The following is a 23,081-nucleotide window of genomic DNA, read 5'->3' as shown; positions in this document are numbered from 1 at the left end:
GGCTGTGGGGGAGTCGTGGGGGGCCGGTCGTCCGGGGGCCCGCCCGGGTCAGACCCGGAGCACCTGGGGCCCCAGGAGGGAGTAGCGGTGGGCCTCCGGCGCGGACAGCCCGGAGTCGGTGACGATCGTGTCGAAGTCGCTCACCTCGGCGAACCGGCAGAAGCTGCTCGCCCCGAACTTGCTGTGCACCCCGACCAGCACCCGCCGCCGCGAGGAGCGCACCGCCTGCCTCTTCACATCGGCGACCGCCGGATCGGGGGTGGTCAGACCGTGCTCCCGGGAGATGCCGTTGGCACCCATGAAGGCCAGGTCGATCACAAAACCGGTGAGCATGTCCCGCGCCCAGGAACCCACCGTCGCCTGGGTCCCCGCCCGCACCCGGCCGCCGGCCAGCAGCACGGTGGTGGATTCGGACGCGGAGACCAGCGAGGCGGTGCGCAGCGAGGCGGTCAGCACGGTCAGCGGACGGTCGGTGGGCAGCAGCGTGGCGACCAGCTCGGGGGTGTAGCCCTCGTCGACGAACACCGTCTCCGCCTCGCCCACCAGCTGCACCGCGGCCGCCGCGATCCGCCGTTTCTCCGCCACCTGCTGGGTCTCCCGCCGCGCCAGCGTGGTCTCGAACCCTGCGCTCTCGACCGGATACGCCGCACCGTGCGTCCGCCGGATCAGCCCGCGCCGTTCCAGTTCGCTCAGATCGCGCCGTACGGTCTCGCGGGCCACGCCGAACTCCGCCGCGGCCTCGGCGACCTCGACCCGCCCCGACTGCCGGGCCAGCACGAGAAGGCGGCGCTGGCGTTCTTCAGCCCTCATGGTGTGCTCCTGCCCGTATCGGTGGTCCTCGCGACCGCTGCCCGGTCCGCGGCGGTCCCGGGCGGTCCGTTCGGTCACGGCCCTGCCCGTTTCTGCCCGCAGCAGGTTTATAGCAACGGTAGGACGACCGGCCTGTGCCCGTTACGGGGCAAAATCCGCCCGTTTCCGTCCGTCCGCCACCGCCCTGGCCTGGTCTCCCGCCCCTCCCGGTGCCCGTTCACCCCCGTGGAGGGCCCCGTACGGGCGCCCGCGCCGGCGCGCGCCCGTCGCGGACGTCGTCGTCCGTACGACCCGGGGGCGACCGGCGCACGCGGGCGGGCCGTGCCGGTGATGAGGGGGAAAGGGGCGCTTAGTCTGGACGCCATGAGTGCGGAGATGCGGTCCTTGGCGGTCACGACGGTCGTCGAGGCGGACGAGTGCGCGGTGCTGCGCGTCAGCGGGGAGCTGGATCTCCGAACCGAGCAGGCGTTTCTCAGCGAGGCGCGGTCCGTCGTCTCGGCCGGCCACCGTTTCCTCGTGCTCGATCTGACCGCGCTGCGCTTCTGCGACTCGCGGGGGCTGAGCTGTCTGCTGGCGCTGGAATGGCTGTGCCGCCGTCTGGAGGGCCGGCTGTTCCTGGCCTCGCTCGGGGTGCGGATGCTCCGGCTGCTGATCGGCACCCAGTCGCTGAGCGTCTTCTCCTGCTTCCCGACGGTCGGTCATGCGCTGGCGGCCGTCCCCGAAGGCGCGCGTCCGGCCTGGCCGCCCGCGCCCGAGGAGCCGGCGCTGCCCGGCGATGACCCGTTCGTGTGAGCGTCGACGCCATCGGGGTGACGGCCACGGGGGCGGTCATCCGGCCGGACAGGGTGCGCCCAGCCAGGCGTCGTTGAACCGTGCGAAGGTGATTTTCCGGTACGGGCCCGACTCGTAGAGCAGCCCGAACGTGCCGTCCTTGAGCCGGGTCAGGGTGGAGTACGCCGCCGGGCCGGGCGTGACGACCCGTGAGACCGGCCAGCTGCGGCCGTCGTCGCAGGACAGCCGGACGGTGAGGTTCCGGCGCGCGCTGGTGCTCGCCGTATTGCTGAACAGCAGCCAGTGCGCCCGAGGAAGGCCCGGCGGCGCGTCCGGGTCGTAGCGCAGAATCGACGCATTGTTGACCGGGTCGACCAGCTCGTCGTCCGGGACCGGCGTGCTGTAGGTCAGCCCGCCGTCCCGGGAGTAGGCGACCAGCCGCCGTGTGGTGCTGCCGGTACGGCTGTTGAGCATGATGCGGCCATCGGCCAGTTCGACGGTCTTGTTCTCATCCATCTGCGGCCCGACCGGCGTCCCCAGCCGCCAGGTCTTCCCGTGGTCGTCGCTGTAGGCACTGGCCGCCCACATGCTGGCGTCGGCCTTGCGGAGCACGTACTGCTGGAGCAGCCGCCCGGAGGAGAGCTGGATGCCGGTGCCGGACGAGGCGAAGATGCCCAGCCACTTCGGGTCCTTGAGGTCGCGGGTCAGCCGGCGGGCGCGCCAGCTGCGGCCGCCGTCGTCGGAGTAGTGGTAGTCGGTGTGCAGGATGCTGGTGCTGCGGTGGTCGTTGCCCATGCCCGCGTTGCCGAAGCCGATGCCCCTGGGGCCGTACATGTGGAAGAGGAAGAGGCGGCCGGTCCAGCGGTCGACGATCAGGCTGGGGTCGCCGGCGCCGGCCCCGCCGTCGTAGTCGGCGACCGCCTCCGGGGGGCTCCAGGTCCGCCCGTCGTCGGTGCTGCGCCGCACCATCACATCGACATTGCCGGGCAGGTCGGAGGCGCTGTCGTTACGCCGGTCGTAGGCGGCGACGAGGGTGCCGTCGGGGAGCGTCTCCAGCGCGGGGATGCGGTAGGTGTGCGCCCCTTGGCCCGAGACCGCCAGGTCGGTGGACTCGTAGAGAGGAGTGGTGGGATCGGGGGCAGGGGTGGCGGCCGCGGGGGTGGCCGACACCAGACCGGTGCCGGTGGCGAGGAAGACGGCCAGCGACAGGGAACGGGCGGCTCTCGCCGGACGGACGGCTTTCACCGGCACCTCCCAGGGCGGCGGGGCGGGGACACGAGCCTCGTCGCCAAGGTAAGCGCCGTCCCCGCGAACCGCCCGCGGGCTTGATCCACCCGACCGGCGCAGACCCCGCCGGCCCCGGCTAGACGACCCGCCCGAGATCCCGCACCAGCGTGGGCGACGGCCGCGGGATCTCACCGAAGTCCTCGTCGTCGCCGTCCACCACGAGGCGGTTGATCACATTCTCCAGCGCGGTCGGCAGCGTCGGGGCCAGCCCGCTGTGCCACTGGACGAGGAGATTGTGCCGGGCCGCGTCCGGCAGCAACTGCTTCTCGTCGAACGCGGCTACCGTCGGACGCTCCTCGTCCGGCGCATGCGCGGCCTGCCCGCGCCAGTAGTCCGCATCGCGGTGTTCGCCGCTGCGCCGGTGGGCGAGGTACAGGCAGTACGCGGCGGTCCGGCTGCCCGCGCCCGCGCCGAAGTGCCACCAGAACTGCGCGGCCTCGAAACGCCCGGTGATATGCAGCAGACAGGCGAAGACCAGGGCGCCCTCGGGGTCGATGTGATGCTCGTCCACCAGCCGCTCCAGACTGGCCGCGGCCGCCGCCGCATTGACCACCAGGGCACAGGCCAGCTCCAGCTCGTGGGTGGCCTCGTCGCGGGCGCTGGGATACGCGCTGGGCGCGCCCCGGTCGGCGCGTACCGGGCCCGGCCGCCCGCCGGGCCCCCCGTCACCCACCGCCTCGAAGCACCCGAGCCCGTCGAGCGCCCCCGCGTCGTCGAGATCGCAGAACCCGGCGAGGCCGTCGATCCCGGACACCGCCGCGGCGGCGCTCAACAGCGTCTCCACGGTGTCCCGGCGCCCGACGGGACGGCGGCGGTCGCTCCGTCCGGCGTGGACGGAGCGGCGGCCGGTGTGATCGGCGCGGCAGACTCGGCCGGCGTGGTCTGCGCGGCCGGTGTGATCGGCGTGCGGCATGGTCAATTCCCCCCTGCTGGTTCCTCGTGGTCGTGGTCGTGACCGTGACTGTGGTCGTGGTCGTGGTGCCGGTCGTGTCCGTGGTGGTGCGTGGGCTCGTCACCCTGGTCGTGGTGGGTGGCCCGCTCGTGGTCGCCTCCGTGGCCGTGGCCGTCGTCCCCGGCCGTCGCCGTGCCCTGATCGATACCGAGCGCGGCGGCGAGCCTGCGTCTGCCCCGGCTGGCATAGGAGCGGACGGTGACTTCGTCGACGCCGAGCAGCCCCCCGATCTGCGCGTCGTTGTAGCCGATGACATGCCGCAGCACGATCACATCGCACTGTCGCTCCGGCAGCCGCGCGATCGCCGCATACAGCCCCAGCTGACTCTCCAGCAGCGCGAACCGCTGCTGACACTCGCGCAACAGGGCCTGGGCGACGACGGCGAAGGCCGCCGTTTCGGTGAGCGCGGTGGGCTGCCGGTGGTCGTACAGCCACTCCACCACGCCTTCCTTGAGCACCGACCAGGCGAACGCCTCCACCGACGCCTGCCGCAGCGCATGCGGCCACAGGCGGGCCAGCCGCCGGAAGGCGGAGCGGGTCACCGCGCGGGCCGCCTCCTCGCTGCCCGTGTGCAGATAGGCATACGTCAGCCACTTGCGGGCATGCGTGGCGTGGAACGCCTCCAGGGCTATGGAGAGTTGGCGGTCAGGGGGCTCCGAGGCCGCTAAGTCCGCGCAATGGCCATGCGCCTCAGCGCACGCCGGCAGGAGTCGGTCCCGGTTTGCGCCCACGAGCCGTCCTCGTTCCGTTCGCCGTGCGCCGCTGCTGCCGCACCGAGGATGCCGGTCGCAGCGGGAGGACTGTCTGCCCTCACTTCTAATGAACAGGAAAGTGCGCCTGTTTGTGGCACCGGGGCGCAAGAAATCTTCCGCTGCGTATTCATATGACTACGCGTGCCGCTGGCATGTTCAGTCGGCATGCGCATGCGCCGGGCGTACGCCGGGGCGCACGGTTTCGTTCGAGCATGCTTCACACGGTGCGGGGGCAGGGCTCCAACTGCCGTACGGAAAGCGGCATTCGGAACGGGTGCAACGGCCGGGGCGCACCGGTGAGGCACCCTACGATGAGCGATCGCACCGGCGACGGCATGAGCAACCGCGAGGGCGACGGCATGAGTGACGACATGAGTGACGGCATGCGCGAGGGCATGAACGGGGGCTGCAACGTGGGCTGCAACGTGGGCTGCAACGTGGGCATCAACGGCGGGAAGCCCGACCGTACGAGCGACCGGAACGCCGATCACCGGCCCGGCCGCACGACCGGCCCCCTCGTCGACCTCCGGCTCGACCGCGCCCATTCCTCCCGTATCTACGACTACTTCCTCGGCGGCAAGACCAACTTCCTGGCCGACCGGGTGGCCGCCGCCAGTGTGCTGTCCGTCTTCCCCTCCGCGCTCATCGCCGCCCGGATCAACCGGGAATTCATGCACCGCACCACCCGCTGCCTGGTGAAGGCGGGCATGCGCCAGTTCCTCGACATCGGCACCGGCATCCCCACCCCGCCGAATCTGCACGACATCGCCCAGGGCATCGCCCCCGACGCCCGCATCGTCTACACCGACAACGACCCCATCGTCCTCGCCCACGCCGCCGCCCTGCTCCTGAGCACCCCCGAGGGGCGTACGGCGTACGTCCAGTCCGACGTCAACAACCCCGAGGCCATCCTCGCGGCGCCGCAGCTGCGCGACACCCTCGATCTGCGCAAGCCCGTCGCGCTCAGCCTCAACGCCCTGATGCACTTCGTCACCGACGACGGCCGGGACCGCGCCCACACCATCGTCGACACCCTCAAGTCCGCCCTGCCCAGCGGCAGTACCCTCGCCATGACCCATGCGACGCCGGACTTCAGCCCCGACACCATGCAGAAGATCGTCGAGATCTACCGCGGTGCGGGCACCGTCCTCCAGTTCCGTTCGCGCGGCGAGTTCCTTCGCTTCTTCGAGGGCTGGGAGCTGATGGAGCCCGGCGTCGCCCTCTCCCACCAGTGGCGCCCCGACCGCCCCGAGGACGCCACCTACGTCACAGACGCCGAGGCGGGCTGCTACGCGGCCGTCGCCCGCAAGCCGTAGCCGGAGGCCCGCTCACTCCTTGCGATAGCCGTACGCTTCCCCGGCCGCCGCCGCCACCGCATCAAGGTCCGCGCCGGCCGAGGCGGTGACCACGGCGGCCACCGCGCCCTCCACGAACGGCGCGTCCACCAACCGTGCCCCCTTGGGGAGTTCGTCCCCCTCGGCGACCATGGCCTTCACGGTCAGTACGGCGCTGCCCAGGTCGGCCAGGATCGCCACCCCGGCCCCCCGGTCCACCTTTCGCGCCGCCGCGCCGATCAGCTCGGTGCTCGTACCGAGCCCGCCGTCGGGCGTGCCGCCCGCCGCGGCCACCGGCGCCGTCGCCCCGCCGCCGGCCAGTCCCGCCGCCATCTCCGCGACCGATGCGGCCACCGGCCCGCTGTGCGACACCAGCACGATCCCCACCGGCCCGGCCCCCTGCCCCCCGTCCGTCACGCCGCCACCTCTGCGAGGGTCGCGAACAGCAGCGCCGACGAGGTCGCGCCCGGGTCCTGATGCCCGATGCTGCGTTCCCCCAGATAGCTCGCCCGCCCCTTCCTGGCCCGCATCGGTACGGTCGCCAGCGCACCCTCCTCCGCCGCCGCGGCCGCCGCCTCGAACGACGTCTCCAGCGCGGCCACCGCCGGCACCAGCGCATCCAGCATCGTCTTGTCGCCCGGCGCCGCACCGCCCAGCTGCATCACCGCATCCACCCCGGCCCGGAGCCCCGCCCGCAGCTCCTGCCTCGTCACCTGCGCCGCGTCGCCCAGCGTCTTTCCGCTGCGCCGCAGCAACGTCCCGTACAGCGGCCCGGACGCGCCACCCACCGTCGAGATCAACTGCCGCCCCGCCGACGTCAGCACCGCCCCCGGCGCCGTGGGCGCATCGGCCTCCAGCGCCTTCACCACGGCAGCGAACCCGCGCTGCATATTGTTCCCGTGATCGGCATCCCCGATGGCGGAATCCAGTTCCGTCAGCCGGTCGGCCTCCCGTTCCACCGCGGCGGCCGCCGCCACCATCCATCGGACGAAGAACGCGGCATCCAACTCGCTGTCGCTCACGCACTGCTCCTCTGCTCTGTCAGCTCTGCTCTTTCCGCGCACCGGTCGGTAGGGCCGGACCCTTCACCGCCCCCACCGCAGCGCCGGCGTCTCCACCGGCGCCTCCCACAGCCGCAGCAGCTCCCCATCTACCTGACACAGCGTCACCGAGCAGCCCGCCATGTCCAGCGACGTCACATAGTTACCCACGAGCGTACGGGCCACCGCCACCTCCCGCTCGTCCAGCACCCGGCGCACCTCCGCGGCGAACCCGTACAGCTCCAGCAGCGGCGTCGCGCCCATCCCGTTCACCAGCACCAGGACGGGCAGCCGCGGCTGGAGATCCGCCAAGATGGCGTCGACGGCGAAGTCCGCGATCTCGTGCGAGGTCATCATCGCCCGTCGCTCCCGCCCCGGCTCGCCGTGGATGCCGACCCCCAACTCCAGCTCCCCGGCGGGCAGATCGAAGGTCGGGCTGCCCTTCGCGGGCGTGGTGCAGGCGCTCAGCGCCACCCCGAAACTCCGCGACGACTCCACCACCTGCCGCGCCAGCGCCTCGACCCGCTCCAGCGGCATGCCCTCCTCGGCCGCCGCCCCGGCGATCTTCTCGACGAACAGCGTCGCCCCGGTCCCGCGCCGCCCGGCCGTGAAGGTCGAGTCGGTCACCGCCACATCGTCATTGACGAGCACACTGGCCACCTGGAGCCCCTCGTCCTCCGCCAGCTCCGCCGCCATCTGGAAGTTGAGGACGTCCCCGGTGTAGTTCTTCACCACGAACAACACCCCGTTTCCACTGTCCACGGCCGCCGCGGCCCGCACCATCTGATCCGGAACCGGCGAGGTGAACACCTCCCCGGGACACGCGGCATCCAGCATCCCCGGCCCCACGAACCCCCCGTGCAGCGGCTCGTGCCCACTCCCGCCCCCGGACACCAGAGCCACTTTGTCCGCCACCGGCGCATCCCGCCGCACGATCACCCGGTTCTCCGCATCCACCACCAACTCGGGATGCGCGGCCGCCATCCCCCGCAGCGCGTCCGTAACGACGGTCTCGGGAACGTTGATCAGCATCTTCACGGGTACCTCCGGGTGGGATGAGCAGCTGGGCGTGCTCGGCACAGCTGGCGAAACCGCTCCTAGGGCAGTATCTGCGCTCGCGCCACCAAGGTCACGTGAGCCGGAGACGGAGTTTCCGGGCGGCGAGCGGCGCCGGGCGAGGAAGAGCCGGAGGCGCTTCAAGAAGGCCGACTCCTTGAGAAGGCCGACTCCTCCGGACCAGCCGGTCGGTTGCTCAGACGGTCAGCCGGTCGAGGATGCCGGCCACCTCCGCCGGCCTGAGCAGAAACCCGACGTGGCTGGTGGCCAGGGTGTGCACGTCGTACGGATTGCCGGGCGTCAAGGCGTCGGCCTCGGCGATCAGACGGTCCTGCATGGCCACGGGAAGCGACCGGTCGTCGGAGAGACGGATGTAGGTGCGGGCGATGGTGCCCCAGGTGTCGGCGTGGCCGCGTGCGTCGGACATCATCACCGCCAGGGACTCGTCCGGTTGCAGGATGTTGAGGAAGGCCCGGAACTGTTCGTCGGTGCCGTCCGCCATCATCGACTCCTTGAGCGCGGCCAGCATGACCGGGTCGGCGGTGCGGTAGTTGGCCCGGCCGACACCGAGGGCGGCGGGGTCGCCGACGTTCAGCGCGGCCAGTGGAGCCAGCAGGTTGCCGCCGAACTCGGGCTCCTGCATGTACGCGATGGGGTTGGCGCGCTGCACGCACGACCAGCCGGAGATGTAGACGAGCCGGCTCACCAGCTCAGGGACGGCGTTGCCCACCCCGGTGATGGTGGTGCCACCGAGACTGGCGCCCACCAGGACCACCGGCCCGTGCTCGGCCACCCGCCGGACGACATCGACGACCATGTCGACGTTGTCCTGAAGGGTGACCCCGGCCAGTTTGGAGGGTTCGGCCGCCCATGCGTCGAGGTCCTGCGGGGCTTGGTAGGCGGCAGAGTACTGCGCGTCGAAGCCGTGCCCCGGAAGGTCCACCGCGAGGCTGCGATGGCCGAGCAGCGCCAGCTCGCGCTGGAGGGGAGCCCACATCAACGAACTGGTGCACACGCCGTGTACGAGCACGAACGTCGCATGCGCGTCGCGGGCCGGGCGCGGACGGGGAGAGGTGCTGGAGACAGATGTCATACGGGTCGGTCCAATGTCCGGTGGGCGGCGCGGCGGGCAAGCCCGAGGGGCCGATGCCTGCGCGGTGCGCCGCCGCGGCTGAAGGGAAACGGGCGCGCCTGTCGCCGGGCGCGATGCGGTTCAGTGGCCGGACGCACACACGAGACCACCGCGGTCTCCTGAGGGTTCCTCGGCCGGCGCCGGTCGCTGGGCGACTGCGGCGGGGGATGTCTTAGGCGGTCCGAAGAGGGACGAAGATGCCGAACATGACGAAGACCCTACCTGATCATGGATCACCGCCGGGCCGAGTCGGCGCAGCAGGTTCCTCAGACGCTTCGCCGGAACGAGGGAAACCGCTCGACCCGGTGACCTGCCCGATCCCGCCGCGGCCCGCGCGTTCGCCTTCGACGAGCCGAACTACCAGGCCGGCGCCTACCGGGACGTGCTGCTGCGACGGTGGCGCAACGCGCTGGAGCGCACCATGTGGGGCTTCCCCGGCGGACCGACCGGCGGCAACCGGTACCTGGTGCTCGGCCTCGGCACCGGGCAGGCCGCCGACCTCGAGGTGCCGCCCGGCCGGGACGAGTTGATCGCCTACGGGCCACTGCTGTCCGACGACGGCGCCACCTGGCTGGGCACGGCCGCGTTGGTCCGGGCACCGGACCCGGAAACGGCACGCGCCCTTCTGACCCCGGACCGGTACGCCGACATCGAGGTGCACCACTGGCAGTTCGGCGGGCGCCCGTCGTAGCCGAGGGGCTCCGGGCGATGCCCCCCAGGGTGCGTGGACGCGCCCCGTGGCCCCGGGAACGCCCCCGGCGCCGCGCGCTGCGTTGCTCCGTTGCGCGCTGCCGCGTTTCCTAGGTGCACCCGTCAGCGTTTCCCTGCCGTAGACCTCGATGCAAGGAAGTGCTGACATGCCCCGTCCTGCCCATATCGCCATGATCGGCACGCCTATGGTCGGCCATGTGCTGCCCGGCCTGGATATCATCCGCGCGCTGGTGGCCCGCGGCCATCGCGTCACGTACGCCACCGCCGGCCGCGTCGCCGAGCTGATCCCCACCGGTGCCGAGCTGGTCCGCGTGGCCTCCACCCTGCCGGCCGCCGAAAGCGACTGGCCGCAGGATCCCATCGCCTCCGCCTCCCTCTTCCTCGACGAGGCGATGGCCGTACTGCCGCAGCTGCACGCCGTGTACGACGACGCCCCCGCCGATCTCTACCTCTACGACAACGGCGCGTACGCGGGCCGCGCGCTGGCCGAGGCGCAGGGCCGCGGCCTCGTCCAGCTGTCACCGGCGCATGTGGCCTGGGACGGCGCCCTGGAGGAGGTCGGCGCGGCGTTCGCCCGGCTGCCCGGAGGTTCCGCCCACCGCGCGCGGTTCGCCGCCTGGCTGGCCCGCTGCGGTGCGGTGACCACCAACGTGGAAGAGTTCACGGGCCGGCCGCCACGGGTGCTGGCCTTGATCCCGCGCACCATGCAGCCGTACGCGGACCGGGTCGACACCGAGGCGGTGACGTTCGTCGGCCCGTGCTTCGGCGGCGGTGGCCAGCAGGGCGGCTGGATGCGGCCGGCCGGCGTGGAGAAGGTGCTGCTGGTATCGCTGGGCGGCTCGTCGTACCGCAGGCAGCGGGAGATCTACGGGCAGTGTGTGGCGGCCTTCGCGGATCTTCCGGGGTGGCATGTGGTGCTGCAGATCGCCACCGGCAGCGATCCGGCCGAACTGGGGGAACGGGTTCCACCCAACTTCGAAGTGCGGCCGTGGGTGCCGCCGTTGACGATCCTGGAGCAGGTGGACGCGTGGGTGACGCACACCGGTATGAGCAGCAGCGGTGAGGGCCTGTACGCCGGCGTGCCGATGATCGCGGTACCGCACGGGGCCGAGCAGTGCCTCCACGCCGACCGCCTCGTCGAACTGGGCGTCGCCCGCCGCATCGACACCGCGGACGTCTCGGCCGCGGCGCTGCGTACGGCCCTGATGGAACTCATCGGCGATCCCCAGGTCGCCGCGCGCTCGGCATGGCTGTGGGCCGAAGTACGAGCCGAGGGCGGCACCCGCCGGGCCGTGGAACTGATCGAGGAGCAGCTGGTCCTGGAGCGGGTGTGCTGAGGACGCGGGGCGGGCGCCCCGCGGGGGCTGCGGGCGGAGCAGCAGGCCCGGCCGACGCCGGTGGGCGTCGGCCGGGCCTGTGGGGGCCGGCCGTCGGCCGTGGTTACGGGGCCATCTCGTACGTCCCGGCCAGCGCCTCGACGCGTTCCCACACCCGCGTGGAGCGGGCGTCGTCGACGACCGGGCGGCGGACCGCGCCCAGTGCCCACCGCTGTTGGTCCGCGGTGGCGGAGTCCTTGCCGTGCAGCTCGACGGCGTGCGCGGAGAAGTCGCGTACGAGGACGGCGAACAGTTCGTCGAGCAGGTCCTCGTCGAGGCCGGTCAGATGCGCCTGTTCCAGGATCAGCTGGCCGTGCACGACCAGCGCGAACAGCTGGCCGACGGCGAGCAGGAGGTCCAGGTCGCGGCTCTGCTCCTCGTCGGGGGCGGCGGTGGTGACGAACTCGCAGAGGGCGTCGGCCTGTTCCCGGAAGCGGGCGACGTTGGGTACGCGGGCGTAGGTGTCGTAGGCGGCACGCCAGTCGTGGAAGCGGATGGAGCCCAGGCCGCGGGCCGGCCCCTGCCGGAAGAGGAAGGTGTCGTCGGCCGCGTCCAGGCGGGTGGGTACGGGGGCGTATTCGGCCGGGTTGAGCAGGTGGTTGCCCATGAACTTGAGGATCAGGGCGAGGTTGACGTGGACCGTGCCCTCCAGCTTCGGCAGGCCCCGGATCTCGGTGGCGGCCTGCGCGAAGTAGGTGTCCTTCTCGAAGCCCTTGGCGGCGATGACGTCCCACATCAGGTCGATGACCTTCTCGCCCTCGGTGGTCACCTTCATCTTCGTCATCGGGTTGAAGAGGAGGTAGCGGCGGTCGTCGGGGCCGGCGGAGCGGAAGTAGTCGACGGCGCGGTCGCTGAACAGCTTCATCCCGATGAGGCGGACGTAGGCGTCGGTCAGCTCGCGGCGCACGTGCGGGAAGGCGGTGACCGGACGGCCGTAGAGGATGCGGTTCTGCGCATGGGTGACGGCCTCGTACATCGCGTGCTCGCAGATGCCGATGGCGCCGGTGCAGAGGTTGAACTTGCCGACGTTGACGGTGTTGAGGGCGGCGTCGAAGGCGGCGCGGCCGGTGTGCAGGATGTCGGCCTCGGCGACCGGGTAGTCGTCGAGGCGGAACTCGCTGACGTACTTGGAGGAGTCGACGACGTTCTTCACGAGGTGGTACGCCGGGTGGCGGCTGTCGGCGGCGAAGAAGACGTACCCGTCCGGGCCCTCGAGGTCGGTGCGGCGGCCGAAGACGGACACGAGCCCGGCGGCGTTGCCGTTGCCGATGTAGTACTTGGAGCCGCTGGCCCGGAAGCCGCCGTCGCCGTCGGGCTCCAGCAGCATGTCGGTGGAGTAGATGTCGGCGCCGTGGGCCTTCTCGGACAGGCCGAAGGCGAAGACCTCGCCCTGCTCGAGGAGTTCGGCCGCACGGGCACGGACGGCGGCGTTGTCGCTCTGCCAGACCGGGCCGAGGCCGAGGATGGTGACCTGCCATGCGTACCAGTAGTCGAGTCCGTAGAAGCCGAAGATCTCGTTGAGGGCGGCGATCCGGGCGGTGTCCCAGCGCTTGTCCTGCTGCTCGCCGGCCGCGGACGACGGGGTGAGGAAGGTCGCGAACAGCCCCTCCTTGGCGGAGAACGCGAGGAACTCGGCCAGCCAGGCGCGGGAGCGGTAGTCCTCGATGAGCTTGCGCTTACCGCGGTCCTCGAACCAGTCGACGGTGGCGCGCAGCAGCCTGCGGGTCTCGGGGTCGAAGTGCGCGGGGTCGTAGGTGCGCGGGTTGAAGAGCAACGAATCGGCCATGGGTGGACGCCTTTCCGGAGTGGGGTTCAGTGCTGTGGTGCGAGCCGGTGGAGGGTGGCGAGTACGTCGTCGAGCCAGTCGAGCGTCATCCGCTCGTAGGCGATGCCGCCGCGCAGCACGACGTGCTGGAGCTCCCGTCCCGCGTCGGGCGCTTCGGGGGCCTCGGGGCCGGTGAAGTCGCGCCGTTCCCCCGCGAGGTAGTGCGCCAGCCGTTCGGTGTGCGCCTGGCGATGCCGTTCGACCTCGCGGATCAGAGCGGCCGGATCGTCGAAGGCCGCGCCGCGGATCTTCACGGCGAGCTCGTGCCGGACGCTCTCGGGCTCGATCGGCTCATGGAGCCATTGGGAGAGGACGGTCCGGCCGAGGGCGGCGACGGAGTACTCCTTCTTGTCCGGCCGGGCCTGCTGCGGCACTTCGCGGACATCGATCCAGCCGTCGCTCTCCATGCGCTTGAGGACGCGGTAGATCTGCTGATGGGTGGCGGTCCAGAAGTATCCGATGGACCGCTCGAACCGCCGGGACAGCTCATAGCCGGAGCCCGGCTTCTCCAGCAGGGAGACGAGGATCGCGTGTTCGAGCGCCATGCCCCAGATCCTTCTATGCAACTCGTTGCATAGACAAGCGGCACCGCCCGGGGTGAGACACGGCTCACCCCGGGGTGCCCCGGGACGTTCCCGCGCAAAAATTGCCGCGACGCAGGTCAGACGGCCGTGTTAGCTTCCGCGACCATGGAACCGATCGGCGAGAAACAGATCCGCACCTCCTTCGTGAACTGCTCGAAGGGCGAGGCGAGCAGAATCAGCCTGCCGCGGAACCTGACCGATCTCGACTGGCCGGATCTGGACTTCCTGGGCTGGCGCGACCCCGGGGCGCCCGACCGCGGCTACCTCGTGACGGAGCGCGCGGGCAAGCTCCTGGGAGTCACCCTGCGCACCCCGCAGAGCGTCAGCCGGAGCTTCACCAAGACCACCGCCTGCACCATGTGCCTGACCGGTCACCCCGGGTCGGGCGTCGCCCTGCTGGCCGCGCGCAAGGCGGGCGCCTCCGGGCGGCAGGGCAACACCGTCGGCGCCTACTTCTGCGCCGACCTGGCCTGCTCCCTCTACCTCCGCGGCAAGAAGCAGACCGGCCTGCTGCGCTACGAGGAATCGCTCACCCTGGAGGAGCGCGTCGACCGCACGCTCACCAACGTGCACGCGTTCGTGGACAAGGTCCTCGCTCCCTGACCCGTGCGCCGCGCGGCCCGGCGGAGAATCCCAGGCTCCTCCGCCCCGCGCGGTGCGACCGGACCCGGCCCGCTCCCCGGGCTAGCGTGGCGCCATGCACCGCGAGACGGACGCACCCCCGCCCACCACCGACCGCGCCTTCCCGGCGCACTGTGCGGCGCGTTCCCGCGGGCTCGACGACATGGAGACGCAGCTGATCCGGTGCCGGGCCTGTCCCCGGCTCGTCGAGTGGCGCGAGGAGATCGGCGCGGCCCGCCGCGCGGCCTTCCGCGACTGGGAGTACTGGGCGCGGCCGGTCCCGGGCTTCGGCCCGCCGGACGCCGCGCTCGCGGTGATCGGACTGGCACCGGCCGCGCACGGCGGCAACCGCACGGGACGCATGTTCACCGGGGACGCCTCCGGCGACTTCCTCTTCGCCGCCCTGCACACCGTCGGCCTCGCCTCCCAGCCCGAGGCCACCCACCGGGACGACGGCCTGGAGCTGTACGGGGTGCGGATCACCGCCCCCGTCCACTGCGCCCCGCCGCACAACAAGCCCACCCCGGACGAACGCACCACCTGCCGCCCCTGGCTGGCCAGGGAACTGGAACTCCTCGCCCCGACCCTCAAGGCCGTCCTCGCGCTGGGCGCCTTCGCCTGGCAGGCCCTGCTCCCCGTCCTCGACGACGCGGGCCGCCAGGTCCCCCGCCCGAGGCCCGCCTTCGCCCACGGCGCCGAGTTCACCCTGCCCGCCCTCGGCGACGACCGCGGCCCGCTGCACATCCTGGGCAGTTACCACCCCAGCCAGCAGAACACCTTCACCGGCACACTCACCCCCGACATGCTCACCGACCTGCTCGCCCGCGCGGCCCGACTGGCCGGCCTGAACCGGCGCCGGTAAGCCAACGGCCGACGGCTCCCGCCCCGGGGCCGCCACCCCGCCCGACCGACGCGGGAATTCCCCACCGCCTGCGCGCCGTTGACGGGAAACCGGATCTTGACCAGGACCACCCACGGGGGACTTCCATGACCATCCTGATCACCACACCGAACGGTTCGGTCGGGCGCCACCTGACCGATGCGCTGCGCCACCGCCCCGACGTGCGCTACCTCGTCCGTTCCGAGGCCGGTGTCAAGGCGCTCGGAACGGTCCGCGGCGAGGTCGTCCGCGGGGACGCGGCCGATGCGGCGGACGTCCGGGCCGCGGTCGCCGGAGTGGACCGGCTGTACCTGGCGCACCCCTTCGCCGAGGACCAGATCGCCGCCGAAACGACCGTGGGCCTCGCCGCTCTGGAGGCCGGCGCCCGCCGGATCGTCAAACTCGGCGCCCGCCCCTTCACCGGCGACGGCATCGCCCCGGACCCCGTCACCGGCGCCCACGACACGATCACCGCACGCCTGCGCGGCGCGGGCGTCCCGGAACTGACGGTCCTGCAACCCGACCGCTTCCTCCAGAACTTCCTCCCCGCAGCCGCCTCGATCGCCCGCGGCACCCTGGCCGACCCGGCCGGCCCCGGTGCCCGCGGCTATGTGGACGTCCGTGACATCGCGGCCGTCGCCGTCGCCGAACTCCTCGCGGAACGCCCGGTCGGTGGCGAAATCGCCCTCAGCGGCCCGGAGGTCCTGACCCTGCCGCAGCTCGCCGACCGCTTCGCCGCCGGCCTCGGCCGCCCGGTGCGCTACGTCGACGTACCGCTGGACGACGCCTGGCGCGCCGAACTGGCGGCCCGCGGAGCCGGCCCACTGGTCGTCGACGGCCTCCACGGCCTGTACGCGAACTACCGCCGCGAGGGAGTGGCCGGCCTCGGCGACGGCGTCTCACGCGTCCTCGGCCGCCGGCCGCGTTCGGCGGCGGAGTTCGCGGCGGATGTGCTCGGGTCTGCGGTGTCCGGGAGCTGACGTCGGGGCCGGCGCACGGGGCCCGTGTCCGTGCCCGAGGCCACCGTCCACCAGCCCAAAGGACTAAACCTCAGTGACCGAACGATCACCGGCCCGTTAGCAGCGCAGGTTCCGGCCAGGTGCCGGGGCCGGTTCCTCTGCTCGGACTTCAGTTGGGAGAGTTCAGTGCGTCGTAGTCATGTGTCCGGCCTGATCATCCTGGCCGCCGGAGTACTCGGTGGTCTCGCGTCCCCCGCGCATGCCGCGGGCGGTGGCCGCTCCGGCGGCCAGCCCGAGTTCTCCGGGCCCGTCCTGCCGATCGTGGCGGAAGCGTTGAACACCACCAGCGATCTCAGCCACGTTCGCTGGAACGAGGCCCTGCTGCCCAGCCCGGCCGAGCCGGCCGAGCGCGCCTGAGCCCTCGCGCAGCGGGCCGGCCGGTGGCGGACGACGCCACCGGCCGGCCCGTCGTATGCCCGGGGGGCTCAGCGGCGGTTGTCCTCGACGTCGACCACCGGCGCTCCGGGGGACGGAGGTTGGGTGCGCCGCCGCTTGAGGATGCTCACATAGGTGGCAAGACCGATGATGCCGACGACCATGAAGATGATGCCGACGAGGTCGAGGTTGACTCCGGCCATGTGCCAGTCCACCGCGAAGGTGAGGATCGCCCCCACCGCGAGCAGACCGATGCACCCGCCGATACCCATGGTTTCCGCCTCCGTAACTGACAGTCAGTCGATCGGTTGGGAAAGGGATCTGGCGCGCTGTGCGCTCAGGCGTGTCGAGGGGCGGGTACCCGGAGGCCGGGGGTTCATGTACGGGGAGGGGCGGGAAGACGGAGCGGCGGATCAGCCGGCCCGGCGGCGGGGTTTGCTCGCGGTCTTCTTGGCGGCGGTGGTCTTCCGGCCCGTCGCCTTCGTCGTCTTCGCCGCCTTGTCGGCCGCGGTGGCCTTGGTCGTTCTGGTTGTCCTGGCCGTCGCGGACTTCTTGGTGCCGGCCGACTTCTTCGCCTCCGCCGACCTGGTGCCCGCCCGCTTTGCCGCCGTCTTCTTCGTGGCGCTCTGCTTCGCGGCGCCCTTCTTCGCCGGGCCCCGCGCAGGGTGGCCGGTCAGCGCGGTGACGGTGGCGGGCTCGGCGCCGGTCTCCTCGCCGCGTGACTTCTTCGCGGCACGGACGCTGTCCTGGAGGGCCGCCATCAGGTCCATCACCTGCGCGGCGGGCGCTTCCTCGGCGGTTTCGAAGTCCGGTTCGCGATGCGCCAGCTTCGCCGCCACGATCTCCTCCAGCGCCTCGCGGTAGTGATCGTGCACATCGTCCTCCGACAGCTCGCCGTAGGAGTCCATCAGGCTCTCGGCGGCCGCCACCTCCTTGGTGCCGAGAGCCGCCTCGCCCTCGGGCAGCACTCCCTCCATCGGACGGATCTGGTCCGGCCAGAGCAGGATCTGCATCACCAGCGCGTCCTCGACCGGACGGATCATGGCGAGCGTCTCCCGGCCGTGCAGCGCGACCTTGCCGAGCCCGACGCGCCGGTGGCGTTCCATGGCCTCGCGCAGCAGGACGTACGGCTTGGCCGCCGCCGCGCCGTCGGCGCTCAGGTAGTAGCCCTTGTCCATCTGGAGCGGGTCGATCGCGCCACCGTCGACGAAGGCCAGGATCGTCAGCGTCTTGGCGGTCGGCAGCGGCAGCGCGTCCAGGTCCTCGTCACTCAGCGGGACGACGGTGTCCCCGTCGGCCTGGTAGCCGCGGCCGATCTCCTCCGTCGGGATCTCGACGTCCTCCAGGGAACACACCGGCTGATTGCGCACCCGTCCGCCGTCCGCCGTATGGATCCGTACGAAGCTGACCGACGCGGTCGTGTCCGTGGCGGAATAGGCGGCCACCGGGATGGTGACCAGCCCGAAGCTGATGGAGAACTTCGCCGTGGGGCGCATGGGGGTCCGCTTTCCGTCGGCGTTGAGATTCATCGTAGGTGGGGGGACCGGGGTGTACATCTCATGGCGCCGACGGGTGGCTGCGGCCGGGCGGGCCCGAAAGGGTGAAGCCGAGCGGGGCCCCCGGTACGCCCGAGACTGCGGCCGCGCCGATCGGGTACACCCGCCTCCATGGGCGATACGGAGGGAGAGGCGACGACCGGAACGGCCAGTGTGCGCGCCGGGCGGCACACCGTGCGGATCCACCGGCCGGACAAGGTGCTCTTCCCCGAGGACGGGCTGACCAAGGCCGATCTGGTCGACTACTACCGGCGGGTGGCCGCGGCGATGGTGCCGCAGTTGCGTGGGCGGCCGTTGATGCTGGAGCGGCTGCCGGAAGGGCTCGGCGGGCCGCACTTCATGCAGAAGGAGACGCCGGACCACAACCCGGACTGGATCCGCCGCGAAGAGGTCGCCAAGGAGGGCGGTACGGTCACCCACGCCGTCTGTGACGACAAGGCGACCCTCCTCTTCCTCGCCGACCAGGCCAGTCTGACCCTACACCGCTGGCTCTCGCGGGCCGGGCGCCCCGATACGCCGGACCGGCTGGTGTTCGACCTCGACCCTCCCGGTGACGACTTCGAGGCGGTACGGGAGGCCGCCCGCCGGCTCCGGGAACTGCTGGACGAACTGGAGCTGCCGGCCTGGCCGATGACCACGGGGTCCAAGGGCATGCATGTGACGGTGCCGCTCGACGGGCGGAGCGACTTCGCCGCGGTCCGGGACTTTGCGCAGCAGGTGGCGGCGGCGCTCGCCGAGCGCCACCCGGACCGGCTGACGACCGCCGTACGCAAGGAGGCCCGGGGCGGCCGGCTCTACCTCGATGTGCAGCGCAACGCGTACGCCCAGACCGCCGTCGCCCCGTGGTCGGTACGGGCGAAGCCGGGGGCGCCGGTGGCGACGCCGATCAGCTGGCGGCAGCTGGAGGACCCGGAGCTGACCGCGCGGAGGTGGTCGTTGCGGGATGTGGCGGGCGTGCTGGAGCAGCTGCGGTCGCGACCGTGGGCGGGTGTGCCGGGGCGGGGACGCTCGCTGCGGGCCGCGCGGCGGCGGCTGGCGGCAAGAGGATGAGCCTGCCGCTGGGAGGCAGGGCGGGTTTTCGTGACCCCGCCTCGGTGGTACGGAAGCGGATGCGCGGCGGAAAGGAGTGCGGACGTGGTGCGTGACGGCGGCGGGCAACGGGTCCTCGTCCGGGAGCTGCTGGACCGGTACGGCCGGACCTACGCCGAGGAGTGCGGTATCAGGCTGCGCAACACCCCGCAGCCGCTCTACCAGCTCCTGGTGCTGGCCGATCTGCTCAGCACGCGGATCCGGGCCTCGGTGGCGGTCGCCGCGGCGCGGGCGCTGTTCGACGCGGGGATGGGCACACCGCGCCGGATGCTGGACGCCACCTGGCAGCAGCGCGTCGACGCGCTGGGCGAAGGCGGCTACCGGCGCTACGACGAGAGCACCGCCACGCGGCTCGGCGACGGCGCCGCGCTGCTGCTCGACACGTACGGCGGCGATCTGCGGCGGATGCGGGAGGCGGCCGACGGCGAGGCCCGCGCGCTGTCCCGTGCGCTCCAGGAGATGCCGGGAGTCGGGCCCACGGGCGCCGCCATTTTCCTGCGGGAGGTGCAGGGGGTCTGGACGGAGTTCGCCCCGCTTCTCGACCCGAAGGCCGTACAAGGCGCGGAGCGGCTGGGGCTGCCGCGCGACGGCGCGAAGCTGGCGGGGCTGATCGAGGAGGGCGAGGCGGCCGCGTTCGCCTCGGCGCTGGTGCGGGCGGCCCTGGACCGGCGGATCGCCGAGGAGGTCCGGGAGGCCGCGGCGGGGTGAGGGCGCTGAGCCCCGACGACGCTGTGCCCCCACCCGTCACGCCACCAACGCCGCCACCAGCGCCAGCCCCGCCACGAAGCACGCCACGTAGTCGCCGACATGCCCCGACTGGAGGCGGCGCAGCGGGACGGTCCAGCGGGCGGGTTCGTGGCGCGCGGGGCGTCGTACGGTCAGGACGGCGAGGGCGGTGGCGAGGACGGCGGCCGCCAGGCCCCACAGGACACCGGACGGGGACCAGCGGGGCGGGGGAGTGGCCGGGGGAGGCGCCGCGTGGCCGTGCAGGACGGAGGCGGCGTAGCCGGTGTGGTCGGTGAAGGCGTCGGCGGCGTGGCCGACGGCCGGACCGAGGGCGGGGACGAGCCCGACCGCCAGCGCCCCCAGGAGCAGCACGGCCGGCACGGTGAGCATGGTGTCGGGGATACGGGAGAGCAGGCCGCCGCGGGTCTCCGGTTCCTCGTTCTCGCCGGTCGTCTCCCCGGGGGCGTCGGCCGGGCGCGGGCCGAGACCGAGGAACACCCGGGCGGCCGCGCGCAGCACCGCACCTCCGGTGACCGCCGAGACCAGCACGCACAGCGCCGTCGCCCAGCCCCCGGCCGCCTCCTCGACGACGGCCTTGCCCAGCGCCGTACCGAACGGCGGCAGCCCGGCGAGCGCCAGCCCGCCGAGCCCGAACAGCACGCCCACCCAGGGCAGTTCGCGGCCCGCGCCGTGCAGCTGGTGTTCGTCGACGCTGCCGTGGCGGTCCAGGAGGATGCCCACACAGGCGAACAGGGCGGCCTTTGCGCCGGCGTGCGCCAGGACGTACAGCGTCACGCCGCCGACGCCCTGGGGGGTGAGCGTCGCCAGCCCGATGAGGAAGAGACCGGTGTGGGCGACAGTCGAGTAGGCCAGCAGGCGCTTCAGATGGCGTTGCAGCCAGCACATCACCGCGCCGAGCAGCGCCGTCACGATGCCCAGCGTCATCAGGGCGCGATGGGCATCGGGCGCCGGGAGGCCGCCGGGGCCCGCGAAGACGGTCCAGTAGACGCGGGCGCTGCCGTACAGGCCCAGCTCGACCATGACCGCGGACAGCAGCATGCACACCGGTGTCGGGGCGACCGCATGCGCATCGGCGAGCCAGAAGTGGAAGGGCACCGCCGCGGCCTTGACGAGCAGGCCGGTGACGACGAGGACGAACGCGGCTGTCAGCAGGCCGTCCGGGCCGCCGGGGTGGGCATCCAGCCGGCTGCCGGTCTGCGCGAGGCCGAGTTCGCCGGTACGGGCGTACAGCAGGGCGATGCCGAGCAGCGTGGCGTATCCGCCGAGGGAGTTGACCAGCGCAAAGGCCAGTGCGCCCTGCACGGCGCGGGCCTCCTCGACGCGGTAGCCGGTCAGCGCGTAGGCGACCACGCCCATCAGCTCGAAGAAGACGAAGGCGTTGAAGAGGTCACCGGTGAGCGCGAAGCCGCACATGCCCGCCTGGAAGAGCAGTACCAGGCCCGGATAGGAGCCCGCATGCCGCCGCGGCGGCTCGTCGAAGTACCGCCAGGCATACGCCAGGGAGGCCAGCACCAGAACGGAGACCAGCGCGGCGAGGCCGAGGCCGATGCGGTCGCCGACGAGCACGATGCCCACCCCGGCACCGTGGTGCGGACGCCAGCCGCCCAGCCACTCGGCGGGCCGCGCGGCCGGCCCGGTGGCGGCCAGCGCGCCCAGGGCCAGGGCCGCCGTCCCCGCGGACGTCACACAGCCCATCACCTCCGCGGCGTAACGGGGCAGTCGCCGGCCCGCGCCCACCAGCAGCGCCGCTCCCAGCAGCGGCGTCGCCACGATCAGCGGGAGGAGCTGTGCGACGTTCACCCCCGCAGCTCCGACAGCTCGTCCGGCACCACGGTGCCGTGCCGCTTGGCGACCTGGATGACCAGGGACAGCAGCAGCGCGGTGACGGTGGCCCCGATGACGATGTCGGTGAGGACCAGGGCCTGGACGACCGGGTCGACCACCGGGCGGGAGCCGGGAGCGATGTCGGAGAAGACCGGCGCGGTGCCACCGTCCCGGTAGCCGACGGCGAGCAGCAGGACGTAGGTCGCCGACTGGCAGACGGCCAGGCAGCCCACGGCGTGGATGAGGTTCCGGCTGGTCGCGAGCCCGTAACAGCCCATCAGGAACAGCCACCCGGCCAGGGCGTACGGCAGCACGGTCATGGCGTCTCCTCGATCTCCACGGCCTGGTCCAGGAAACGCGCCAGCAGCACCACGACTCCGCAGGCCACCTCCACCCCGAGGGCGGCATTGAGCACGGGGACGGTGCCACCGGAGGAGAGGGTGTTGAAGGTGCCGAAGGGCAGGACGTTGGTCAGAAAGGCGGCGCCCGACACCAGGGCGGCCGCACCCACCAGCACATAGGCGGCCTCGCCCGCGGCGTCCCCGACCTCGTAGCGGCCGATGGGCCGGATGCGCTCCAGCGCCCGGTAGTCGACGGCGATGTAGAGCAGATGCAGCGCCGTCGCCACCGCGATGCCGCCCTGGAAGCCGCCGCCGGGAGTGATCTGGCCGTGGGCGATGACGTACAGGCCGATCAGCAGGGTGACGGGCAGCGCGAACAGCGCATAGCGGCGCACGGCCGGATAGACGTGCGCCGGCTCGGGCTGCCGGCGGTTCTCCTCGCGGGTCTGGCGCAGCAGGACGACGGTGCCCAGGACCGCGCCGAAGAGGATGGACTCCTCGCCGAGGGTGTCGAAGGCGCGCTGGTCGAAATTGACGGAGGCGATGGTGTTGGCGGTGCGGTGGGCGAGCGCGGCGTGGACGGCACGGTCGCCGTACGGGTGCCACGCGCCACCGAAGCGGGGCATTCCGGCGCAGGCGACGGCGAAGAGGGCCGCCAGGCCCCCGGCGCCCAGCAGGAGCACCCACAGCCGCAGCGTCCGGCTCATGGGCGCTCCTGACGGCTCTCGTCACGGGCGCGGCGGCGGACCTTGCGTACGGACAGCAGCAGCATCAGCGGCGTCAGCGCGGAACCGACTGCCAGCTGGGAGAGGGCGACATCCGGCGCCTGGAGCAGAAGGAAGAGCAGGGCGAGGGCGAACCCGAGGAGGGAGAGCAGAAACGACTGGCGTACGGGGTCGCGGACCAGCACGGTGGCGGTACCGGTGACGGCCACCAGGGCCAGGCCCAGCGACAGCGGGAGGTCGGACACGGAACGTCCCCTCTGGTCGGGTGTGGGAC

General features: G+C 72.3%; 25 protein-coding genes and 1 pseudogene. 10 read left to right on the top strand and 16 right to left on the bottom strand.

The window, feature by feature from the left end; translation table 11 throughout:
- Positions 1-48: 48 nt before the first annotated feature.
- Positions 49-810 carry a DeoR/GlpR family DNA-binding transcription regulator gene (locus B1H19_RS08270; protein ID WP_083103970.1) on the bottom strand — a complete coding sequence of 254 codons (762 nt, stop codon included), beginning with the start codon at positions 808-810 and terminating at the stop codon, positions 49-51.
- 363 nt (positions 811-1,173) lie between these two features.
- Here B1H19_RS08270 and B1H19_RS08265 point away from each other — a divergent pair, with 363 nt between their 5' ends.
- Complete coding sequence (locus tag B1H19_RS08265) at positions 1,174-1,602, top strand: STAS domain-containing protein (RefSeq protein WP_237289213.1); 429 nt, start codon at positions 1,174-1,176, stop codon at positions 1,600-1,602.
- 36 nt (positions 1,603-1,638) lie between these two features.
- On the opposite strand, the gene B1H19_RS08260 is transcribed toward B1H19_RS08265, so the two are convergent.
- From B1H19_RS08260 to B1H19_RS40435, 3 genes are all read right to left on the bottom strand, one after another.
- Entirely contained in the window at positions 1,639-2,826 is a 1,188-nt protein-coding gene (locus B1H19_RS08260; RefSeq protein ID WP_237289212.1) for a sialidase family protein, read from the bottom strand.
- A 118-nt stretch (positions 2,827-2,944) separates the two neighbouring features.
- The gene (locus B1H19_RS08255) at positions 2,945-3,781 is read right to left on the bottom strand and encodes a hypothetical protein (protein ID WP_237289211.1); all 837 of its coding nucleotides are present in this window, start codon (positions 3,779-3,781) and stop codon (positions 2,945-2,947) included.
- Positions 3,782-3,783: 2 nt separating this feature from the next.
- Positions 3,784-4,551, bottom strand: a complete 768-nt coding sequence (locus tag B1H19_RS40435; RefSeq protein ID WP_083103968.1) for an RNA polymerase sigma factor — start codon at positions 4,549-4,551, stop codon at positions 3,784-3,786.
- A gap of 332 nt (positions 4,552-4,883) precedes the next feature.
- Between B1H19_RS40435 and B1H19_RS08245 the strand changes: the two genes are divergently transcribed.
- Positions 4,884-5,888 (top strand): SAM-dependent methyltransferase, encoded by a 1,005-nt coding sequence (locus tag B1H19_RS08245; RefSeq protein ID WP_237289210.1) that lies wholly within the window; start codon positions 4,884-4,886, stop codon positions 5,886-5,888.
- Between the two features lie 12 nt (positions 5,889-5,900).
- Here the strand turns inward: B1H19_RS08245 and B1H19_RS08240 are convergent, their stop codons facing one another.
- The 4 genes from B1H19_RS08240 to B1H19_RS08225 form a co-directional block, all read right to left on the bottom strand.
- Positions 5,901-6,323 carry a PTS-dependent dihydroxyacetone kinase phosphotransferase subunit DhaM gene (locus B1H19_RS08240; protein WP_083103967.1) on the bottom strand — a complete coding sequence of 141 codons (423 nt, stop codon included), beginning with the start codon at positions 6,321-6,323 and terminating at the stop codon, positions 5,901-5,903.
- Positions 6,320-6,928 (bottom strand): dihydroxyacetone kinase subunit DhaL, encoded by a 609-nt coding sequence (gene dhaL / locus B1H19_RS08235; protein WP_237289209.1) that lies wholly within the window; start codon positions 6,926-6,928, stop codon positions 6,320-6,322. Before dhaL ends, B1H19_RS08240 begins: the two co-directional genes overlap by 4 nt.
- A gap of 63 nt (positions 6,929-6,991) precedes the next feature.
- Positions 6,992-7,984: a dihydroxyacetone kinase subunit DhaK gene (gene dhaK, locus B1H19_RS08230; protein WP_083103966.1), complete on the bottom strand. Its 993-nt coding sequence runs from the start codon at positions 7,982-7,984 to the stop codon at positions 6,992-6,994.
- Positions 7,985-8,198: 214 nt separating this feature from the next.
- Entirely contained in the window at positions 8,199-9,095 is an 897-nt protein-coding gene (locus B1H19_RS08225; protein ID WP_083103965.1) for an alpha/beta hydrolase, read from the bottom strand.
- Positions 9,096-9,441: 346 nt separating this feature from the next.
- Here B1H19_RS08225 and B1H19_RS08220 point away from each other — a divergent pair.
- Together B1H19_RS08220 and B1H19_RS08215 are read left to right on the top strand one after the other, a co-directional pair.
- Positions 9,442-9,825: pseudogene (locus tag B1H19_RS08220) on the top strand (YciI family protein); the annotation flags it as partial.
- Positions 9,826-9,991: 166 nt separating this feature from the next.
- Positions 9,992-11,182, top strand: a complete 1,191-nt coding sequence (locus B1H19_RS08215; protein WP_083103964.1) for a macrolide family glycosyltransferase — start codon at positions 9,992-9,994, stop codon at positions 11,180-11,182.
- Between the two features lie 103 nt (positions 11,183-11,285).
- Here B1H19_RS08215 and B1H19_RS08210 read toward each other — a convergent pair whose 3' ends face one another.
- Complete coding sequence (locus B1H19_RS08210) at positions 11,286-13,007, bottom strand: acyl-CoA dehydrogenase family protein (protein ID WP_083103963.1); 1,722 nt, start codon at positions 13,005-13,007, stop codon at positions 11,286-11,288.
- Positions 13,008-13,033: 26 nt separating this feature from the next.
- On the bottom strand, positions 13,034-13,591 hold the full coding sequence (locus B1H19_RS08205; RefSeq protein WP_083103962.1) for a PadR family transcriptional regulator: 558 nt from the start codon (positions 13,589-13,591) through the stop codon (positions 13,034-13,036).
- A 144-nt stretch (positions 13,592-13,735) separates the two neighbouring features.
- Here B1H19_RS08205 and B1H19_RS08200 point away from each other — a divergent pair, with 144 nt between their 5' ends.
- The 4 genes from B1H19_RS08200 (at position 13,736) to B1H19_RS08185 (ending at position 16,507) form a co-directional block, all read left to right on the top strand.
- On the top strand, positions 13,736-14,233 hold the full coding sequence (locus B1H19_RS08200) for an FBP domain-containing protein (RefSeq protein ID WP_083103961.1): 498 nt from the start codon (positions 13,736-13,738) through the stop codon (positions 14,231-14,233).
- Positions 14,234-14,327: 94 nt separating this feature from the next.
- The gene (locus B1H19_RS08195) at positions 14,328-15,113 is read left to right on the top strand and encodes a uracil-DNA glycosylase (protein WP_083103960.1); all 786 of its coding nucleotides are present in this window, start codon (positions 14,328-14,330) and stop codon (positions 15,111-15,113) included.
- A 125-nt stretch (positions 15,114-15,238) separates the two neighbouring features.
- Positions 15,239-16,111, top strand: a complete 873-nt coding sequence (locus B1H19_RS08190; RefSeq protein WP_083103959.1) for an NmrA family NAD(P)-binding protein — start codon at positions 15,239-15,241, stop codon at positions 16,109-16,111.
- A gap of 165 nt (positions 16,112-16,276) precedes the next feature.
- Positions 16,277-16,507, top strand: a complete 231-nt coding sequence (locus tag B1H19_RS08185) for a hypothetical protein (RefSeq protein WP_159028030.1) — start codon at positions 16,277-16,279, stop codon at positions 16,505-16,507.
- Between the two features lie 68 nt (positions 16,508-16,575).
- Here B1H19_RS08185 and B1H19_RS08180 read toward each other — a convergent pair whose 3' ends face one another.
- Positions 16,576-16,797, bottom strand: a complete 222-nt coding sequence (locus tag B1H19_RS08180; RefSeq protein ID WP_083103957.1) for a DUF6458 family protein — start codon at positions 16,795-16,797, stop codon at positions 16,576-16,578.
- Positions 16,798-16,938: 141 nt separating this feature from the next.
- On the bottom strand, positions 16,939-18,021 hold the full coding sequence (gene ku / locus B1H19_RS08175; RefSeq protein WP_083109487.1) for a non-homologous end joining protein Ku: 1,083 nt from the start codon (positions 18,019-18,021) through the stop codon (positions 16,939-16,941).
- Between the two features lie 171 nt (positions 18,022-18,192).
- On the opposite strand from ku, the gene ligD reads away from it, so the two are divergent.
- Both ligD and B1H19_RS08165 read left to right on the top strand, forming a co-directional pair.
- Positions 18,193-19,131, top strand: coding sequence for a non-homologous end-joining DNA ligase (gene ligD / locus B1H19_RS08170; protein ID WP_083103956.1), 939 nt, complete (start codon positions 18,193-18,195; stop codon positions 19,129-19,131).
- Positions 19,132-19,218: 87 nt separating this feature from the next.
- The gene (locus tag B1H19_RS08165) at positions 19,219-19,878 is read left to right on the top strand and encodes an endonuclease (RefSeq protein WP_083109486.1); all 660 of its coding nucleotides are present in this window, start codon (positions 19,219-19,221) and stop codon (positions 19,876-19,878) included.
- Between the two features lie 36 nt (positions 19,879-19,914).
- Here B1H19_RS08165 and B1H19_RS08160 read toward each other — a convergent pair whose 3' ends face one another.
- From B1H19_RS08160 to B1H19_RS08145, 4 genes are read right to left on the bottom strand one after another with little or no spacing between them, the layout of a single operon-like run.
- Positions 19,915-21,717, bottom strand: coding sequence for a complex I subunit 5 family protein (locus tag B1H19_RS08160; protein WP_083103955.1), 1,803 nt, complete (start codon positions 21,715-21,717; stop codon positions 19,915-19,917).
- Positions 21,714-22,061: a sodium:proton antiporter gene (locus B1H19_RS08155; RefSeq protein WP_083103954.1), complete on the bottom strand. Its 348-nt coding sequence runs from the start codon at positions 22,059-22,061 to the stop codon at positions 21,714-21,716. The genes B1H19_RS08160 and B1H19_RS08155 overlap by 4 nt, the downstream gene beginning before the upstream one ends.
- The gene (locus tag B1H19_RS08150; protein ID WP_083103953.1) at positions 22,058-22,789 is read right to left on the bottom strand and encodes an MnhB domain-containing protein; all 732 of its coding nucleotides are present in this window, start codon (positions 22,787-22,789) and stop codon (positions 22,058-22,060) included. The genes B1H19_RS08155 and B1H19_RS08150 overlap by 4 nt, the downstream gene beginning before the upstream one ends.
- The gene (locus tag B1H19_RS08145; protein ID WP_237289208.1) at positions 22,786-23,052 is read right to left on the bottom strand and encodes a DUF4040 domain-containing protein; all 267 of its coding nucleotides are present in this window, start codon (positions 23,050-23,052) and stop codon (positions 22,786-22,788) included. Before B1H19_RS08145 ends, B1H19_RS08150 begins: the two co-directional genes overlap by 4 nt.
- Between the last annotated feature and the right edge of the window lie 29 nt (positions 23,053-23,081).

The sequence above is a fragment of the Streptomyces gilvosporeus genome (genome assembly GCF_002082195.1).
Classification (GTDB): Bacteria; Actinomycetota; Actinomycetes; order Streptomycetales; family Streptomycetaceae; genus Streptomyces; species Streptomyces gilvosporeus.
This window is presented reverse-complemented; position numbering and strand designations above follow the sequence as displayed.

Coding starts and splice junctions, on each gene's coding strand:
- B1H19_RS08245 (WP_237289210.1), top strand. CDS start 4,884: ATGAGCGATCGCACCGGCGACGGCATGAGCAACCGCGAGGGCGACGGC.
- B1H19_RS08150 (WP_083103953.1), bottom strand. CDS start 22,789: ATGAGCCGGACGCTGCGGCTGTGGGTGCTCCTGCTGGGCGCCGGGGGC.
- B1H19_RS08190 (WP_083103959.1), top strand. CDS start 15,239: ATGACCATCCTGATCACCACACCGAACGGTTCGGTCGGGCGCCACCTG.
- B1H19_RS08180 (WP_083103957.1), bottom strand. CDS start 16,797: ATGGGTATCGGCGGGTGCATCGGTCTGCTCGCGGTGGGGGCGATCCTC.
- B1H19_RS08205 (WP_083103962.1), bottom strand. CDS start 13,591: ATGGCGCTCGAACACGCGATCCTCGTCTCCCTGCTGGAGAAGCCGGGC.
- B1H19_RS08155 (WP_083103954.1), bottom strand. CDS start 22,061: ATGACCGTGCTGCCGTACGCCCTGGCCGGGTGGCTGTTCCTGATGGGC.
- B1H19_RS08200 (WP_083103961.1), top strand. CDS start 13,736: ATGGAACCGATCGGCGAGAAACAGATCCGCACCTCCTTCGTGAACTGC.
- B1H19_RS08195 (WP_083103960.1), top strand. CDS start 14,328: ATGCACCGCGAGACGGACGCACCCCCGCCCACCACCGACCGCGCCTTC.
- B1H19_RS08215 (WP_083103964.1), top strand. CDS start 9,992: ATGCCCCGTCCTGCCCATATCGCCATGATCGGCACGCCTATGGTCGGC.
- B1H19_RS08210 (WP_083103963.1), bottom strand. CDS start 13,007: ATGGCCGATTCGTTGCTCTTCAACCCGCGCACCTACGACCCCGCGCAC.
- B1H19_RS08225 (WP_083103965.1), bottom strand. CDS start 9,095: ATGACATCTGTCTCCAGCACCTCTCCCCGTCCGCGCCCGGCCCGCGAC.
- B1H19_RS08255 (WP_237289211.1), bottom strand. CDS start 3,781: ATGCCGCACGCCGATCACACCGGCCGCGCAGACCACGCCGGCCGAGTC.
- ku (WP_083109487.1), bottom strand. CDS start 18,021: ATGCGCCCCACGGCGAAGTTCTCCATCAGCTTCGGGCTGGTCACCATC.
- ligD (WP_083103956.1), top strand. CDS start 18,193: ATGGGCGATACGGAGGGAGAGGCGACGACCGGAACGGCCAGTGTGCGC.
- B1H19_RS08270 (WP_083103970.1), bottom strand. CDS start 810: ATGAGGGCTGAAGAACGCCAGCGCCGCCTTCTCGTGCTGGCCCGGCAG.
- B1H19_RS08265 (WP_237289213.1), top strand. CDS start 1,174: ATGAGTGCGGAGATGCGGTCCTTGGCGGTCACGACGGTCGTCGAGGCG.